Origin of the sequence: Croceicoccus sp. Ery15, from assembly GCF_020985305.1 — a bacterium.
In the GTDB taxonomy this organism is placed as follows: domain Bacteria; phylum Pseudomonadota; class Alphaproteobacteria; order Sphingomonadales; family Sphingomonadaceae; genus Croceicoccus.
The window spans coordinates 3,016,024-3,032,903 of sequence record NZ_CP087588.1; the positions used below are offsets into that span (position 1 = coordinate 3,016,024).

At 61.8% G+C, this 16,880-nt stretch carries 16 protein-coding genes; 3 read left to right on the forward strand and 13 right to left on the reverse strand.

The features are described 5' to 3' along the window. Nucleotides 1-103 precede the first annotated feature (103 nt). A complete protein-coding gene (locus LOZ77_RS14805; protein WP_230279761.1) occupies nt 104-724 on the forward strand; it encodes a superoxide dismutase in 621 nt (206 codons plus the stop codon). A 68-nt stretch (nt 725-792) separates the two neighbouring features. On the opposite strand, the gene LOZ77_RS14810 is transcribed toward LOZ77_RS14805, so the two are convergent. Genes LOZ77_RS14810 through LOZ77_RS14820 form a run of 3 tightly spaced genes read right to left on the reverse strand, consistent with a single transcriptional unit; the run spans nt 793 to nt 2,861 of the window. Continuing rightward, a complete protein-coding gene (locus LOZ77_RS14810; protein WP_230279762.1) occupies nt 793-1,989 on the reverse strand; it encodes an AI-2E family transporter in 1,197 nt (398 codons plus the stop codon). A 42-nt stretch (nt 1,990-2,031) separates the two neighbouring features. After that, entirely contained in the window at nt 2,032-2,625 is a 594-nt protein-coding gene (locus LOZ77_RS14815) for a sigma-70 family RNA polymerase sigma factor (protein ID WP_230281891.1), read from the reverse strand. 44 nt (nt 2,626-2,669) lie between these two features. Next, entirely contained in the window at nt 2,670-2,861 is a 192-nt protein-coding gene (locus tag LOZ77_RS14820) for a NepR family anti-sigma factor (RefSeq protein ID WP_230279763.1), read from the reverse strand. Between the two features lie 293 nt (nt 2,862-3,154). On the opposite strand from LOZ77_RS14820, the gene LOZ77_RS14825 reads away from it, so the two are divergent. Then, on the forward strand, nt 3,155-5,002 hold the full coding sequence (locus tag LOZ77_RS14825) for a CHASE domain-containing protein (RefSeq protein WP_230279764.1): 1,848 nt from the start codon (nt 3,155-3,157) through the stop codon (nt 5,000-5,002). A 102-nt stretch (nt 5,003-5,104) separates the two neighbouring features. Here LOZ77_RS14825 and LOZ77_RS14830 read toward each other — a convergent pair whose 3' ends face one another. After that, nucleotides 5,105-5,902, reverse strand: coding sequence for a response regulator (locus LOZ77_RS14830; protein ID WP_230279765.1), 798 nt, complete (start codon nt 5,900-5,902; stop codon nt 5,105-5,107). A gap of 175 nt (nt 5,903-6,077) precedes the next feature. Between LOZ77_RS14830 and LOZ77_RS14835 the strand changes: the two genes are divergently transcribed. Continuing rightward, nucleotides 6,078-6,824 (forward strand): Crp/Fnr family transcriptional regulator, encoded by a 747-nt coding sequence (locus LOZ77_RS14835; protein WP_230279766.1) that lies wholly within the window; start codon nt 6,078-6,080, stop codon nt 6,822-6,824. A gap of 282 nt (nt 6,825-7,106) precedes the next feature. On the opposite strand, the gene LOZ77_RS14840 is transcribed toward LOZ77_RS14835, so the two are convergent. The 9 genes from LOZ77_RS14840 to LOZ77_RS14885 form a co-directional block, all read right to left on the reverse strand. After that, nucleotides 7,107-7,541 carry a response regulator gene (locus tag LOZ77_RS14840; protein WP_230279767.1) on the reverse strand — a complete coding sequence of 145 codons (435 nt, stop codon included), beginning with the start codon at nt 7,539-7,541 and terminating at the stop codon, nt 7,107-7,109. Between the two features lie 186 nt (nt 7,542-7,727). Continuing rightward, on the reverse strand, nt 7,728-8,885 hold the full coding sequence (locus tag LOZ77_RS14845; protein ID WP_230279768.1) for an N-acetyltransferase: 1,158 nt from the start codon (nt 8,883-8,885) through the stop codon (nt 7,728-7,730). Between the two features lie 14 nt (nt 8,886-8,899). Beyond that, complete coding sequence (locus LOZ77_RS14850) at nt 8,900-9,745, reverse strand: sterol desaturase family protein (protein WP_230279769.1); 846 nt, start codon at nt 9,743-9,745, stop codon at nt 8,900-8,902. Between the two features lie 265 nt (nt 9,746-10,010). Continuing rightward, on the reverse strand, nt 10,011-10,280 hold the full coding sequence (locus tag LOZ77_RS14855) for a hypothetical protein (protein WP_230279770.1): 270 nt from the start codon (nt 10,278-10,280) through the stop codon (nt 10,011-10,013). Between the two features lie 84 nt (nt 10,281-10,364). Further along, nucleotides 10,365-11,462, reverse strand: coding sequence for an LPS export ABC transporter permease LptG (gene lptG, locus LOZ77_RS14860; protein ID WP_230279771.1), 1,098 nt, complete (start codon nt 11,460-11,462; stop codon nt 10,365-10,367). Next, nucleotides 11,452-12,666, reverse strand: a complete 1,215-nt coding sequence (locus tag LOZ77_RS14865) for an LptF/LptG family permease (protein ID WP_230281892.1) — start codon at nt 12,664-12,666, stop codon at nt 11,452-11,454. Before LOZ77_RS14865 ends, lptG begins: the two co-directional genes overlap by 11 nt. 152 nt (nt 12,667-12,818) lie before the next feature. Beyond that, on the reverse strand, nt 12,819-13,253 hold the full coding sequence (clpS, locus tag LOZ77_RS14870) for an ATP-dependent Clp protease adapter ClpS (RefSeq protein WP_230281893.1): 435 nt from the start codon (nt 13,251-13,253) through the stop codon (nt 12,819-12,821). A gap of 184 nt (nt 13,254-13,437) precedes the next feature. After that, nucleotides 13,438-14,409, reverse strand: a complete 972-nt coding sequence (locus tag LOZ77_RS17895) for a phasin family protein (protein ID WP_304505994.1) — start codon at nt 14,407-14,409, stop codon at nt 13,438-13,440. A 232-nt stretch (nt 14,410-14,641) separates the two neighbouring features. After that, on the reverse strand, nt 14,642-16,543 hold the full coding sequence (locus tag LOZ77_RS14885) for a PHA/PHB synthase family protein (protein WP_370638085.1): 1,902 nt from the start codon (nt 16,541-16,543) through the stop codon (nt 14,642-14,644). Nucleotides 16,544-16,880 lie beyond the last annotated feature (337 nt).

Genomic DNA, 16,880 nt, shown 5'->3' on the forward strand with positions numbered 1-16,880 from the left:
TGCCCGAACCAGCGAATTTAGTCCGGTTTGCAACCCCATCGGCCCTTGTGAATTGATGTATCGAGCCCCAAGTCACCCCCGCGAGATCAACAGGAGAAAACCAATGGCGATTGCCTTTCCCGACCTTCCCTATGCCCATGACGCGCTGAGCCCCGCGATTTCGGACACCACGCTGCAAACGCACCACGGCAAGCATCACAAGGCCTATGTCGACAAGACCAATGCCGCCGTCGAGGGCACGCCGCTGGCCGAAGCCACGCTGGAAGAAATCATCGCAGAGGCCGACGCGAAGAAGAATGCGGGCCTGTTCAACAATTCGGCGCAAAGCTGGAACCATGCCTTCTATTGGCATTCGATGTCGCCCGCCGGCAGCGCGCCCTCGGGCGATCTGGCCGCGGCCATCGACGCCGCTTTCGGTTCGGCCGACGCGCTGATCGAAAAGCTGCAGACCGCGGGCGCGGGCCATTTCGCCAGCGGCTGGGTGTGGCTGGCCGCCGACAAGGACGGCAAGCTGTCGATCGAGGAAACGCATGACGCGGGCACGCTGGCCATTGGCGACAAGAACCCGCTCCTCACGCTAGACGTGTGGGAACATGCCTATTACCTCGACCACAAGAATGTGCGTCCCGATTATCTGAAGGCGGTTTCGACCGGCCACATCAATTGGGACTTCGCAGCGGAAAACTATGCGCGCGGCACGACCTGGGCCTATCCTTCGGCCTGAGCGTCAGGATTAGCGCAAAGATGAAAAGGGGCCGGGCGGAAACGTCCGGCCCTTTTTCGTTGCAGGCGCTATTCGGGTTCGTCCCCGTGCGGGTGCACAAACAAGGGTTCGCCGAACAGGAAACCAACGATGTTCGGGTGGCCCAGATGCTGGAAGATCGCGATCAGCGTGATCAGGATCGGCACCGACAGCAATGCGCCCAGCACGCCCCAGATCCATGTGAAATAGCTGATCGCGATCAGGATCAGCACCGGATTGACAGTGAAACGTTTGCCAAGGATCGCGGGCGTTACGACATTCGCTTCCACTGCATGCAGCGCAAGATAGGCGCTGGCGGGGATCAGGCCCAGGAACACCGTCTCCGCCGTGCCCATGCCGACCAGCAGCAGAATGCCCGTCATGATCAGCGGCCCGACATAGGGCAGAAAATTCAACAGCGCGGCCAGCCCGCCCCACATCACCGGCGCATCCAGCCCCAGCGCCCATGCGCCCAGCGCGGCAACCACGCCGACGCCCAGATTGATAAGCCCGACGGTAAGGATATAGCTGGCTACCCGGTCCTGCACGTCGCGGATTGCGCGGGCCGCGCGTAGCGACGATGTGAACTCGGCCCGTTCCAGCAGCAGGCGGCGGCGCAGGCGCACCCGCGCCTCTATCATGAAGAACGCCATCAGCAGGGTCAGCAGCGTTTCCAGAACCAGCAATGGCGTCGCCAGCGCCAGCCGCTCCACCATCGATGGGGTGGCCAGCACAACCTCGCGCGTGGAACTGCGCCCCGCCAACCTGCCGACGCGCTGGTTCAGCTCGTTGATCCAGTCGAGCTGTCCGCGAAACTGGGTGAAGGTTTCGTCGATAGAGGCGACAAGGACGGGAACGCGGTCGAACAAGGCGATTGCGGGGTTCAGAATCGTCGCCAAAGCCGTGACGACGATGGCGATGAACACGATCACCGCCATAAAGGACGCGATGATATTGGGAATGCCCATGCGCGCAAGACTGTCGGCCAAAGGCGACAGCACAATGGTCAGCACCAGCGCCGTCACCAGCGGCAGGAACAGCACCGAACCGATGGACAGCACGAAGGGCAGGGCGAGGAACAGTCCCAACCCGAGTATCAGCAAAAGCGCCGACGCCAGCCGGTTCAGGTCGCGCGAGACCCAGATGACCGTGCGGTTCGTTTCGCCGTCATGATCGGTGCGGTCGATGAAAATCGGTTCGGCGCCGGTTTCGGCGCGTGCATTCTCGGTTTCAACGGAATCGTCCATGGCGGCCCCCAACCCGCTCTGATTCCTGCGCTCGTGCAAGAATCAGCTGTTCCCGTTTACCTGCGGTTCGGCCATCTCGTCGAGTTCGCCCATGATTGCATTGTGCGCAACTACATCATCGGTCGACCGCTGCGGGACATCGCCGTCGTCCAGCATGGCATTCAGCGCGGCACGGGCGCGGCCTACGCGGCTTTTGATCGTGCCCACGGCGCAGCCGCAAATCTCGGCCGCCTCTTCGTAAGAGAAGCCGCCCGCACCGACCAGCAGCAAAGCCTCGCGCCGTTCGGGCGGCAAGGTCAGCAGCGCGCGATGCATGTCGGACAGATGCAGCGGCCCTTCCTGTCCGGCAGGGGCAGTCAGGATGCGTTCCGCCACCGTCTCGTCATAATCGGCGCGGAACCGGTTGCGGCGCATATCGGTCAGATAGGCGTTGCGCAGGATCACGAATGTCCATGCGCGCATCGATGTTCCGGGCTGAAACCGCTCTTGCGCGGCCCATGCCTTCATCAATGCTTCCTGAACCAGATCGTCGGCCAGATCGGGCCTGCCGCACAGCCCGCGGGCGAAGGCGCGCAGATGCGGGATCACCTCGGTCAACTCGCGCTTGAATTCGCGCGCGCGCTCGGCCTCGCTCATGACGTGTGTATCGCCGGTCTGCGCGGCGTCGGAAGCCTCGGACATCAGGCGCCCGCACCCTTGGTGCCGGCAGGTTTGGTCGACGCATCCTTGGCGTCGGGATCTTCCTCGTCGAACTTGGACAAAAGATCGCTGAAACTGTCGGGCAGGGGTTCCTCGACGACCGAGTCGTAAAGTTGGCGCAGGCCCGTCGCCCAATCGGGGCGCTTGCGGCTGCGCATCGGTTCGTCTGACATCTGTTCCTGTTTCACCCTGCTCTGACCTGTCATTCCATCATTTCGCCATCGGGGGCGGCAACCTGCCGGTCTGCCAGTACGCCCGTCCGTTCAATTCCTGCAGCGCCGGATAAACATGGAAAGCGGCCAGATACAGCCGTTCCCTCAACCTTGGACCCCGACGCCGACCCCGCTCACACCGGCATTATCGCCATGTATTTATCGGGGGCCTGAAATCGGGAACGAAACCGGTTGCGGTTGGTTCCCGCTGCAACAAAAGTTTACGCGACCCGTTCGATCTTGCCTGCTTGAATATGCAGGCGACCGGCGGCATCGCCGGGGCACAAGCGGCGGATCGGGCGGATCTTCTGCAGCCGAACGACACAAGGGGCGTTCCGATCGCCGACGGAGTGAAACAGGGGTTAGGGCCTGCGGGGCAGCAAGCGGGCGGACCGCAAGGCAGCGGGCTGACGCGGGCAGAGCGGCGGATGGGCGGAACCCTGCGCTGGTTCTCGCGCTTTCCGCGGGCGTTGCCACTGGCCATCTTCATCACGATTTTCGCCATGACCCTGCTGGGCGTGTGGGCGATCGAACGTGCCGAAAGCGATGCGCGCCGCGCCGATCTGGAGCAATTGGCAGTGGAAGCGGGGGCCGCGCTGGAACGGCGGGCCAATGCCAATGCCGCCTATCTGCGGTCGGGCGCGGCGCTGTTCGCCAGCCAGGACAGCGTGCCCGTGCCCATGTTCCAGACCTTCGTCGGTCAATTGCGGCTCGATTCCAATTTCCGCGGCGCCGACGGCATCGGCTGGGCCGCGCGGGTGAACACCGGCGATGTCGCGGCATTCGAAAACAGGATGCGCGAAGTGGGCGTAGCCGATTTTGCGGTCGACCCCTTGCCGAGCGCCGATCAGGCCTACGCCGTGCCGGTCACCAATCTGCAGCCCGAAACCGAACGGAACCGCCGCGCGCTGGGCTTTAACATGTTTTCCGAACCCGTCCGCCGCGACGCGATGATAGAGGCAGAGGAGAGCGCCCGCCCCACGGCATCGGGCCGCGTCGTGCTGGTGCAGGAAGGCGACGTCGATGCCGCGGGCTTTCTGGTCTATATGCCCGTGTTCCACACCGGCGCAGACGGGATGCGCGAATTGAAGGGCTATATCTACAGCCCGTTCAACGCGCAGGATTTCGTCGATTCCGCGATGCAGGGCATGGAAAACCGCGCCGTGCAAATGGCGATATACGACGAGACGGTCGCGCCCGACCGGCTGATGGCACAGCGCGCCACGGGCGAGGCCGGGGGTGAGAGTGTGCGCAAGATCGTGCAGATCGCCAATCGCGAATGGGTGCTGGAACTCCATTCGCTGCGTCCCGCCGCGCTGAGCCAGCTGTCGCTGATCGCGCTGATCGCGGGTCTGATCTGTTCGACGCTGGCGCTGGCTATTGCATGGTTGCTGACGCGGCAGGCGGTAGAGGCGCGGCAGGTGATCGAATTGCTGGAAGAACAGGCCGCGATCCGCAATTCACTGACCCGCGAACTGAATCACCGCGTCAAGAATACGCTGGCCAATGTGCTGTCGATCGTATCACTGACCCGCCGCCGCGCCGATTCCATCGAGAGTTTCGCCGAATCGCTCGACGGGCGTATCCGCGCGCTGTCGGCCACGCACGATCTGCTGACCCAGTCCGAATGGGGCACCACGCCCGTCCGTTCGGTGATCGAGGTCGAGATGGCCCCCTATGCACAAGGGCGCGATGCGGTGGTCGAAATGAACGGCCCGCATGTCGAGCTGGCACCCAACGATGCGCTATCGATGGGTCTTGCCATTCACGAATTGGCGACCAATGCCGCCAAATATGGCGCGCTGTCGACTGCCGACGGCAAGGTAGAGGTCGACTGGGATCTCATGTCCGACGATCTGGTGCGCGTCCGCTGGCGCGAGAGCGGCGGGCCCGAGGTTTCGCAGGACCGCAAGCGCGGTTTTGGTACCGATCTCATCGAGAAGATCGTCGCCCATGAACTGCGCAATCCGGTCGAGCTGGTGTTCGAACCGACGGGCGTGCGCTGTACCATGCTGATCCCCGTGCGCTCGCGCAGCGAATTCGTGCTGCGGGCCAAGCGCATGAAGCAGCGCATCGACCGCGCGCAATTCTGCCCTGACTGATTGGCGCCGGCCGATAACGCGTCCGCGTAGCTTGGTTACCAATGCAAAACGCCCGAAGATCGATGACCTTCGGGCGTTCGGGCGTGACCTGTTCGAAAATGGTTAGGGCAGCGGGCGGCTCGATCCGAAGAACAGCGCCTGGCTGATCGCGGCGCGCACCGTGCTTTCCTGAAACGGCTTGGTGACCAGATAGGTCGGCTCGGGCCGGTCGCCCGTCAGCAGGCGTTCGGGATAGGCCGTGATAAAGATCACCGGCACCGACCCGATGGAGAGGATGTCGTCCACCGCGTCGAGGCCCGACGAACCGTCGGCCAGCTGGATATCGGCCAGCACCAGACCTGGCATCGATTCCGCGATCACCGCCTGCGCCTGCGTGCGCGTGGCGGCGGTGCCGCAAATATCGTGGCCCAGCGAGCGGACGAGATCCTCAAGCTGCATCGAAATCAGCGGCTCGTCCTCGATAATCAGAACGCTGGTCGCGGATTCGCGGTCGATCTCGCTCACCGCTTCCTGCACCAGAGCCTCGACCTCGCCTTCGGTCAGATCCATGATCTCGGCCGCTTGCGGGATCGAGAAATCTTCCAGCGTGGTCAGCAGCAAAGCCTGCCGGTTAAGTGGCGTGATGACCGAAAGACGTTCCTGCGCGGCGGTTTCATGGTCGCCGACCATGTCGTCGCCGTCTGCGACCTGCAGAAACGCGCTCGACCACAGCTTGCTGAAAGCGCGGTAAAGCGGCACCCGGCCGCCTTCGGCAAGGCTTTCCTTTAATTCGGTGTCGGCAAGAATCGCCTCAAGCGTGGCACGCACAAATGCGTCCCCCGTGCTTTGCGATCCGGACAATGCGCGCGCATAGCGCCGCAGATATGGAAGATTGGCGGCAACCTTGGCCCCAAGAGACATGAAAACCCTTCCCTATTTGGCAGTTCCGGCATCAACGAACACGCATCGCTTCGGTTCCCGAGGCGATGGAATGCTTCGCGTGATGAATCATAAGTTATTGCGATGAACCGTGGAAACAATATGGAAAGCGATGAAATTTCGCTGATAGCCGTACAGCCGGGGAGGGCCGAGCGACATGATGACGGGAACCGCAACAACATCGTGCATCAGCTGCCCGCTGGTCGAATGCCCCGGTTTGCGGGATTCGGGTGCCGAACGCCGGCGCGAGATCCAGACGTTCAAACAGGGTGAGATCGCGCTGGAACGCGGCGGACAGGTTCTGACGCAAGGCACAAAGAGCACTGAGATCTATACGGTACTGTCAGGCGTGCTGATCCGGTTCCGCCTGATGGAGGACGGGCAGCGGCAGATCATCAATTTCCTGTTTCCCGGCGATCTGATCGGTCTGCAATCCATGCTGGACGAACCGATGACGCATGGGGTGGAGGCATTGACCCCCGCGCGGCTGTGCGTGTTCCCGCGCGACCGCTTTCTGAACTTTGTCGGGCGCAATCCGCAACTGGGTTATGACATCATATGGCTGGCCGCAAAGGAAGAGTCCGCGCTGGAGGAACATCTGGTCGCGCTGGGGCAGCGCAATGCGCGCGAACGTATCGCCTATCTGGCGCTGTTCCTGTTGAAACGGGCCGAGGGGACCTGCCTTGCCGGATCGGATCACCGCGTCGAATTGTCGGTCACGCAGGGGCAGGTGGCCGATATGCTAGGGCTGTCGCTGGTGCATACCAACCGGTCGATGCAAAGCCTGCGGCGGGACGGTCTGGTCCGATGGTCGCTGAATGCGATCGAAATCCCCGATCCTGAGGAAGTGAGCCGGTTCGTGCGATACGATCCCAGCCTGTCCGCGCCGCGGCCGTTCTTGTGACGGGGCGCTTTGTTTCAGAGTGTTTCTGGAAAAGAATCACCTAAAAACAGTCCTATATGAAAAAACTTGCGGCAATCGCAAAAAATTCGACCGCGCCATGGAACCGCTTGGCTGGCGGTTCATTATAGGCTTGTCACCCACCGAGACCCCCCTCCCGTCCAATGCGGTTGGTGATACGATCCCGAAAGGCCTTCGCCCCACCCAAGGGGGCGGAGGCCTTTTTACATGGCTGGCATTTGCGAGCGGAGTAGCGATTCCTCTGCGCCGCAAGGGCGAGGCGTTTCAGTCGTGCGAGATAGCGCCGCGCAGGCGTTGCAACAGGCCGGTGCGGCGCGTGTCGCGCACCGCTTCCAGCAGCGCTTCGGGGGCATAGGGCTTGACCAGCACCTTGCCCATTTCCTTGATCGCGGGCGGGATCGCTTGCGGATTGCCGGTAGAAAACACGATGCGCGGCACCTGCGGACCCAGTTCGGTGACCAGTTCCGCGACGGCCCAGCCATCGTCGCGGTCCACCAGATGCACGTCCAGCACCAAAACATCGGGCCGTTTGCGTTCCAGCGCAGCCAATGCCTGACGAGTGCTGGAACAGACGGTCACCTCGGGCGACCCGCCGCTCAGCAGGATGTCTTCTAGCGATAGGGCGAGAATGGGATCGTCCTCAACAACCAAGGCTGTACCGATCCGGTAATCGGTATCCCTGGCAGATGTGGTCGTCATGGACGGCGCTTCCCTGAACATGGCCGCGCGCGAACGGAAACGGCGGCGGCTCTTGCTATATCATCACTCGGACTGCGGGCGGAAGGAATTGCACGGTTTACCTGCGCCATCGCCGCCCCAAAGCAACGCGCAAAAGGGCAGGCAGGTTCCCGTGCAATGCCGCGAGCAGGCGGCCTGACGGGCTGATCAGCCGACCAGCGCCTTACCATAGATCGTATATTCGCGGTTGACCGTGGCGTCGATCGCCTCGGCAATGGCGTTCATCCCTTGATTATCGTCAAGGATCCAGCCGATCTCGCCCCGCTTCGATCCGTATTTCACCACCGCCTCGCGGCGGATATATTCGATCATCATAAAGGCCAGCTGACTGGCAAGGCGCGAGCTTTGCAAATGACTGCGCACCCCCATCAGCGGCACGCGCATGTCGGCGGGATAGGGATGGCGCAGCCAGCGCAGCAGCTTGATCCAGCCGAACGGGAACAGCTTTCCGCCAATCTCCTTGATCGGGCGGTTCAGGTCGGGCAGCGTCATCATAAAGGCGACCGGCTCGCCCTCGTACTCGGCTACGCGGATCAGGTCTTCGAACACCAGCGGCTTCAGCTTCTTGCCGGTATGCGCGACCTCTGCATCGGTGATCGGCACGAAACCCCAATTGCCCGACCATGCATCGTTGAGGATGTCGAGGATCAGTGCCGCTTCCTCGTCGAACCGGCTTTTGTCGACCTTGCGAATGCGGATCTTGTCGTTCTTTTCGCCCGAGGCGATGATGCGTTGGATCAGCTTGGGATATTCGACCCGCACGTCGAGGTCGAAGGTGCGCAACATCTTGGCCGCTTCATATCCCAGCGCCTCGATCCATGGCTGATATTGCGGCTTGTCATGGCCCATCATCACCATGGGCGGATGATCGTGGCCCAATGTCAGCAGGCCGGGTTCTTCCCAGATCGACAGCGAAATCGGCGCCAGCACGCGGGTCATGCCCTGATCGCGCAACCATTGTTCTGCCGCGGCGATCAGCGCGTGACAGACCGATTCGTCCTCCGCCTCCAGCAGGCCCCACTGGCCGCAGCCGGGGCCAAAGCCCTGCTCCACCGGCATTTCGAGCGCCAGCCGGTCGATATGGGCGGAAATACGCCCCACGACGCGGCCGTCGCGGCGGGCCAGAAACAGCTGCACATCGGCATGCTGGAAAAACGGGTTCTTCGCCGGATCGACCAGCTCCGCCGCTTCGGATCGCAGCGGCGGCACCCAGTTCGGATCGTCTGCGTTCAGCCTGTAGGCGAGATCGGTGAATTGCTTGCGACCGGCCTTGTCTGCCACCGGCGCGACGGTGATCTCACCCATTGTAATGGCAGCCCTCAGCCGATGGTGTTCTTGGAGGCGTTCGGGTCGAAACCCTCCTTGCCCTTGACCCGGCGACGCGGATGGCCCGACGCGATGCCGCCCGACAGATCCTTCACATAGGGCCATTTCGCGGCCACCGCCTCGTCATAGCCGAGGTTGAAGACTGTGGCCGAACGCTTGGGCCGGTCCTTCTTTTCGTAATAGGTGCCGAGAACGCGGTCCCAGAAATAATTCGTGATGCCGTAATTCCCGTCCTCGTCGAAATAATGATGTTCGACGTGGCGCTGCTTCATATGCTGCACCCATTTCCACTTCGGCTTGAAGGCCAGATGCTGGATGCAATGCATGAATTCGTAATAGCAGGTCGTCAGCAGCCCGCCCGCGAACGCAGCCGCCGCGCCCCCGATCCCGCCGATGGTATAGCCGATGGGTGCGGTCGCAAGGAAGATCGTGGGCACGGTGGTGTGCAGCGCGCCGAACAGCACTTCCAGATGGTTCGGGTCTTGGTGGTGATCGTAATGGATACGCTTCCACGTGCTGGCCAGCGGCTTGATCTTGTACATCCACTGACCGTGCAGCACATATTGGTGCAGCAGGTGCCACACCAGCGGATAGACAACCAGCGCCACCGCGAATGCCGCCAGCGCGCGCAGCGGCGTGGTGGGATAGAGCGCGAAAGCGACCACGCACAGCGCCGTCAGGCCCAGATAGGCGACGATCGTGTAATGCTGGAAATAGGCGACGATCAGCTGACGCAGCGTCATGCGGTCCAGATAATGGGACCTTTTCCAGAAGGGGAGCTTTTCGGTGCCGTCCCCGTTTGCCTTGGCGGTCGGAGTGGCGGTGTTGCTGTTTGCCATGTCTAAATGCTTTGTAGCGGACAGGCGGGTTTGACCCGCAATCGTCCCGGAACGCGCGGCCCTTAGCACAGTCGGCACCGCGCTGGCCAGCAAGGGCAGGCAGGGTGACTGTGCAAGAGCCGCGCGGCGTAACTAAGATGCAACGGCTGAATATCAACTGACTGGCATGTCAGCGCCTGATTGCCGCAAACCCCTGATTGCCGCGAACCACGACAAAGGGCCGCACGGTTGCCCGCGCGGCCCTTCGGTAATGCCGTGAACCGGATTATTCGGTTTCGACCGCCACCGACGGATCTTCGTCGATATCGACGGTGGTGGTGGTGTCGCCATCGGTAACGGTGGCGTCCATGCCGTCGGTGTCGATCACCACGCTGTCGCCTTCCACTTCGCCCATGGCGTCGGTGGCGACAGGCTCGGTCATCGCGGGTTCTTCCATGGTCTCATCCTCGACCACGACGGTATCGGCGGGCTCGTTACAAGCCGACAGGCCGATCACGGCAATCGAGGCGAGGGCGGGCAGTACGATCTTCTTCATTGCAGCGTCTCCATCAAATAAGGCGCAATTGTGGCAAAGACGCCCCAATCGCCAGATGGTTCCGCGAAAAGCCGAAAAGCGTTCCTATTCCTCGGTCTTGAGCAGCACGGTTTCGCCGATCAGCGCGAACAGCAGGAACGGCGCCCAGGCCGCCAGAAACGGCGGATATCCGCCGAAATTACCGATGGCGATGGCCGCATTATCGACCACGAAATAGGCGAAACCCAGCCCCATGCCGGTAACGGCGCGCACGAATAATTGCCCCGACCGCGCCAACCCGAATGCCGCCACTGCGCCCAGCAATGGCATCAGCAATGCCGACAGCGGGCCCGAAATCTTGTGCCACCATTCGCCGCGGATTTCCTGCGTCCGCCGTCCCGCCGCTTCCAGTGCATCGATGGATTCGGTCAGGTCGATCAGGTTTTCGGACTGCGCATCGACCTTGCTGATCGCGATTTCACGCGGGGTAATCCCCTCTGCCACAACGGCAGAGGCGTATTTTTCCTGCTTGGCAGTGGCGATATTGAACCGGACCGGATTTTCCAGACGCCAGCCCGGATTGGCATAGGTGGCGCGATCGGCGCGCCATTGTTCGGACAGCATCAGTTGCGGGTCGCGGCGATACCATGTCACCCCGATCAGCTGCATCGCATCGCCCGTCCCCACTGCCGATCGCGCGGCCAGAATGGCATCGCCCTCGGCCAGATAGATATTGCTGCGCGTCTTCTCCCCCGCCGGGATCGCGCCATATTCGGCATCTTCCCATGCCGACAATGTGGCGGTGGCGCGCGTCACCACGCGTTCGTTGAAAACGAAACTGCCGACCGACACGATGGCCGCCGTCGCCACCAGCGGGGCAAGGATCTGATGCGCCGAAAGCCCTGCGGCCTTCATCGCGATCACTTCGCTGTTCTGGTTCAATGTCGCCAGCGTGATGATCGTTGCGAGCAGCACCGAATAGGGCAGGAAGCGCGCAATCAGCTGCGGCACGCGCAGGGTGACATAGGTCCATAATTCGCCCTGCCCGTTGCCCGGGGCGGCCAGAATATCGCCGCTGGTGCCCAAAAGGTCGAGCATTTGCAGCACCAGAACCAGCATGGCGAGCACCGCGAAAATGCGCACCGCGAACATCTTGGCCAGATAGACCGTCAGCCGCTTTGACGGAAAGAAATCAAGCCGCACGCGATTGCTCCGCATCGTGGGCCGCTTTGGCGCGGGCGGCCAGTTCGCGGTTGCCGGTGAAACGCAGCAGGCGGAAAATCACGGTCAGCTTCTTTGCCAACACGGCAGCGCCTTTTTCCAGCCAGCCGATCGCCTGACCGCCGGGGACATAGGCGACGCGCCAGTACATCCACATGATCAGCGCGGCGAACAGCACAAAGGGCACCCATAGCGAGATGATCGGGCTGACCAGCCCCAGCGCGGCGACGTCTTCGCCATATTGGTTCACCTTGTGATAGGCGACCACCATCACGATCGAAACGAACACGCCCAAGGTCGAGCTCGACCGTTTGGGCGGGATCGCCAGCGATACCGCGAGGAAGGGCAGAAGCAGCATCATCACCACCTCGACCAGCCGGAAATTCAGGCTGGCAAGCGTCTGGTTGCGCACTTCTTCCGACACGTCGCTGTTCCAGCCGAAATGCAGCAGTTCGGGCAATATATACTCCCGCTCCGCCCCGCCGCGCGTGCGAAAGCGTTCGATTTCGGGGAGATCGATGGGCAGGTCATAGCTGGCGAAACTGAGCACGCGGGGTGTGGGGATCGATGCCTGATCCTGTACGATGGTGCCGTCGGTCAGGCGCAGGATGATCGTGTTGGGCTCTTCCTCGTTCGCAAGGAATTGTCCCTGCCGTGCCGAAATCGACAGCATATCGCCATCGGGCTGCGTCACGCGGGCGAAAATGCCGCCCAATTCGCGCCCGTTATCGCGGCTTTCCTCGATCCGAAGCGCGGTGCGATCCTCCAGCGTGGTAAATTCGCCCACCTTGATCGATGCACCCAGAGCGCCCGATTGCAGTTCGAACGACAGGCGCGAATAATCGTAACGCGCCACCGGCTGCACGAAATAGACGAGCAGGAAATTGAGCCCGACCAGCGCGAACGTGATGATGAACGGCACGCGCAGCAGTCGCGTATAGCCCAGCCCGACCGCGCGCATCACATCCAGCTCTGAACTGGTTGCCAGCTTGCGGAATGCGAACAATATGCCCAGCATCAGGCCCAGCGGTATCGCAAGGCTCATATATTCGGGCAGCAGGTTCGCCAGCATGCGGAATATCACGCCGATCGGGCCGCCTTCGTCGGCAACCACCTCGAACAGGCGGAGCATCTTGTCGAGAACCAGCAGCGAGGCCGCAAGCGCCAGAGTCCCCAGCATCGGCATCAGCACGAGCTTGAAGATATAGCGGTCGACGTCGGTGATGAAGTTCTTGAACAAGTCCGGTCGGGCTTTCGGATGACTATGATCGGGCAGACATTGCGCCCGCCATAATAGCATCGGGCCGGAAGGTCACGCCCCAGACGCGACCGGTGCGATCAATCCTTTTCCAGCGTGCATTGCAACGGATGCTGATTCGCGCGGGCGAAATCCATCACCTGGTTCACCTTGGTCTCGGCAATTTCATACGGGAACACGCCGCACACGCCCACGCCGCGCTGATGCACATGCAGCATCACGCGGGTCGCCTGCTCCATATCCATCCGGAAATAGCGTTTCAGCACCATGACGACGAATTCCATCGGCGTGTAATCGTCGTTCAGCATCAATACTTTGAACTGGCTGGGCTTCTTCGGCTTGGCGCGAGTGCGCGTGGCGATGCCGACCTGTCCGGCACCGTCGCCGGTTCCGCTATCGTCGTCACCTTCATTGCCGTCCCCTTCATCGCCGCAAACAGGTGCGGGCCCGCGCGCATCGCTGGCCAGCCGCGATGCGGGGTCGAAAGGGGCAGGGGAATCGGATCGGAAAGCCATCATCACGTCCCAGAATATCGTATCGCGGGCCCGCCATACAAGAGGGCCATGCAAGAGAGACCTACAAGTGCACCCCGCAAGGCCGCCGCGTACCGGCATCAAACGGAAAGGGCCGAATGCGGCAATGCGCATCCGGCCCTTTCCTGTATCGCGCACCCGTTCGGGCGCGCTGCCGATCGTGCGATCAGGCAGCCTTGATCTTTTCCATGGCAAGGCTGACGCGCGTCGACAGCGGCTGCGTCGCGTCATTGGCCAGCTTCAGCATGGCTTCGGTGTTCTTCGACGACATGGCAACGGCCTTGTCAAAGTTCTTGCGCAGCAGGGCGCTCTGCAGCTGGAAGAAATCGGTCGGCGATTTCACCGATGCCATTTCCTTGACCTCGGCGGTCAGCGCTTCGAACTCGGCCTTGCTGTCGGCAACGGCGGCCTTGCCCATTTCCTGCATGCCGGCGGCGAAAATCTTGCTCGATTCGACCATGGCTTCGAAATTGCCTTTGGTGAACTCGCCTGCTTCCTTGAACATCTCGCTACCCTTTTTATAGGCGTCCTGCGACTTGGCGGTCATTTCCGACATCGCATTCTGGAACGACTTGGTCATCATTTCTGCATCGGTCATTGTTACGAACTCCTGGGTGAACTGTTTTATTTTCGCTGGCGCAACGGGGGTAAACGATGCCGGCTTTGCAGGAGCCGGATTGGCCGGGGTCTTGGCGGCCAGCGGCGCCTCCTCCTTGTGACCAGAAACTGGTTTGGTTGCGGGTTTCGCCGCAACGGGTGCGGGCTTCTTTGCGACCGGTTTCCTGGCGGCAGGCTTCTTTGCGACGGGCTTTTTCGGCGCCGCCTTTTTCACCGCCGCCTTTTTCACCGCCGCTTTCTTTGGCGCTGCCTTCTTGGCGACCGGCTTGGGAGCCACAGGTGCCACTTCCGCTTTGGCGGGCGCCGGTTCGGGTGCCTTTACCGGCTCGGCTGCCTTTTTATCCGCCTTTGTCGCGGCGGGCGCCTTTTTGTCGCCTGCCTTTTCGGGCGCTGGATTTTTCGCCTCTGCCTTCGGGGCTTCTGCCTTTACGGATGGGCTCTTGGCCGTTTCGTCCGCCAGCTTTCCGGCCGCTGCTTCATAGGCTTTGGCCGCGTTACTGTCCTGCTTGTCGTCTGCCATAGCAAACACCTTTGCGTTTCGGGTCCGGGGGGGTTCTCCCTTGCGCCGATCCGGAAAAGCTGGCCCGCGACGGGCCCGGCGCATGCATCGCATTTCCAGCGATGTTGCGCTGCACAATAGGGCGGCGAACCGTTGAAGTCAAAAGTTTTTGTGCAGTGCACAAAAAGTGGCGTCAGCGCTGCAGCATAAAATCCGAAACATGATTCGGATACCGATTAAAGCTGCGCCTTTTTCAGCCCCTTACGTACCGGCCGGGTGCATCCTCTATTACCTTGTCGCCGCGTCCGCCGGGCTTGCGCTTGCCGGTCGCATTTGTTTCGCCGTCGTCAAGATCGCGAATCCAGCCCAGCCAGTGGTCCCACCAACTGCCCGGATTCTCTATTGCCTGCTCTACAAACGAATCGAGCGTCGCTGGCAATGCGCGGGCGGATCCGGCCTTACTTTTCTTGTTGCCAGTTTGCGGTCCGGTTTCCGGCAGCGTCCAATATTGATATTTCTTCGCCTCGGGCGGGTTCACCACGCCTGCGATATGGCCCGATCCCGCCAGCATGAATTCCATCGGTCCTGAAAACTGTCCGGTCATCTTCCACACGCTTTGCGGCGGCGCGATATGATCCTCGCGCCCTGCCTGAATATAGCAAGGCGTTTCCACCTTTCGCAGATCGATGGGCGTACCGTTCAGCGTGATCGCATCGGGGACGACCAGCAGGTTCTGGTGATAGAGCTGCCGCAAATACTCGCGATGGAAACGCGCGGGAAGGTTGGTCCCGTGCCCGTTCCAGAACAGCAGGTCGAAAGGCTTGTAATCCTCGCCCAGCAGATAGTTGTTGATCACATAGGACCACAGCAGATCTGGGCTGCGCAGCAGGTTGAACGTCAGCGACAGATAGCGCCCGTCAAGGAAACCCTCGCTGGCCAATGTGTCGACCGCGGCCATCTGTTGCTCGTCGATAAAGGCTTTCAGCTCGCCCGCTTCGGAAAAATCGACCTGCGCGGTAAAGAACGTGGCCGACGCGACCTTCTCCGCCTCGCCCCGCCGCGCCAGCATGGCGAGCGTTGCCGCCAGCGTGGTGCCTGCCACGCAATAGCCGATGGTATGGACCGCAGGCACCGTCAGCCGGTCGCGCACCACGTCGATCGCCTCGGCCTGCGCGGCGACGTAATCTTCCCAGCCGACATCGGCCATCGACGCATCGGCCGATTTCCAGCTGACCATGAACGTGCTGATCCCGTGATCCAGGCACCATTTCACAAAGCTTTTCTTTGGCGAGAGGTCGAGGATGTAGAACCGGTTTATCCATGGCGGAAAGATCACCAGCGGCACATCCAGCACCTTGTCGGTGACGGGCGTATACTGGATCAGCTGGAACAGCTGCGATTCGTAAACGACCTTGCCGGGGGTCGCGGCGATGTTCTCGCCGATGATAAAGGCCTTGTTATCGGTATGGGTCAGCTGCCCCGCCTGAAGATCGGCGATGAAATGGGACATCCCTTTCACCAGATTCTCGCCGCCGGTTTCCAGCGTGCGTTCGATCACGACGGGATTGGTCAGCGGGAAATGCGCAGGGCTCAGCGCTTCGGTCAAAAGGCGGGTGAAAAAGGCCAGCTGCATCTTGCGCTCGGGGGGCAGCCCCTCGGCCTTGGCGGCGGCGTCCATGATCTGTTCGGCGGCCATCAGATAGGCCTGATGCAGCATTGCGAACACCGGATTGTCGCGCCACAGCGGATCGGCAAAGCGCCGGTCCGAACGTGGCAGACCGAGCAGCCCGGCTGGTCCGCCTTCCTTGCCGGTGGCCAGCATGAACTGGCCGATCACAGATTCCCATAATGCCAGAATATCGGTGAAGATTTGGCTGCCCGCATCGCCGTCGGCGGGCATGAACTGCCCCATCCATTGGCCCGCCATATCCATCCAGCGCGCCGGATCGGCCATGCCGCTGGCGGCAAGGGCGGGGTTCTGCTGCGCGAAATCCTGCCACATGGCGACCAGGCGGGCGGTCACTTCGTTCCAATCTGTGCCTTGACCCTTGGGTGATGCGCCTGTTTCCGTGTCTGCACCGGTCTTACCGCTGCCGCCCGCGGGCAGAAACGCATCCAGCATCTGCTGCGCCGCTTCGGATTGCAGTGCAAGCATGTCGCGCAGCGGACCCCCCATAAGATCCGCAAACGGACCCGCCAGCAGCGACGGGGGCAGCGTCGCCGTTTCGGCGGCAGCTTTCGGCTGGCTGGCTTCGGGACGGACGTCTTCGGGCTTTGCCTTGGCGGCAGCCGGTTTCGGCTTGCGCCCGGGCCGCTCTGCCTTGGGTCCGCCAGCCGGTTTGCCCGTCTTGGGTCCGCTTCGCTGCTTCGTGGCCATGGCATCCTTCCCGAGGGTTGCGCGTGTCTGTCGCCGATAGCTTAGACTGATGCGGCTTGCGCAGCAAAATGGCAACAGCATCATCGGTTTTGCGTAACATCGCGGCGCGAATTGC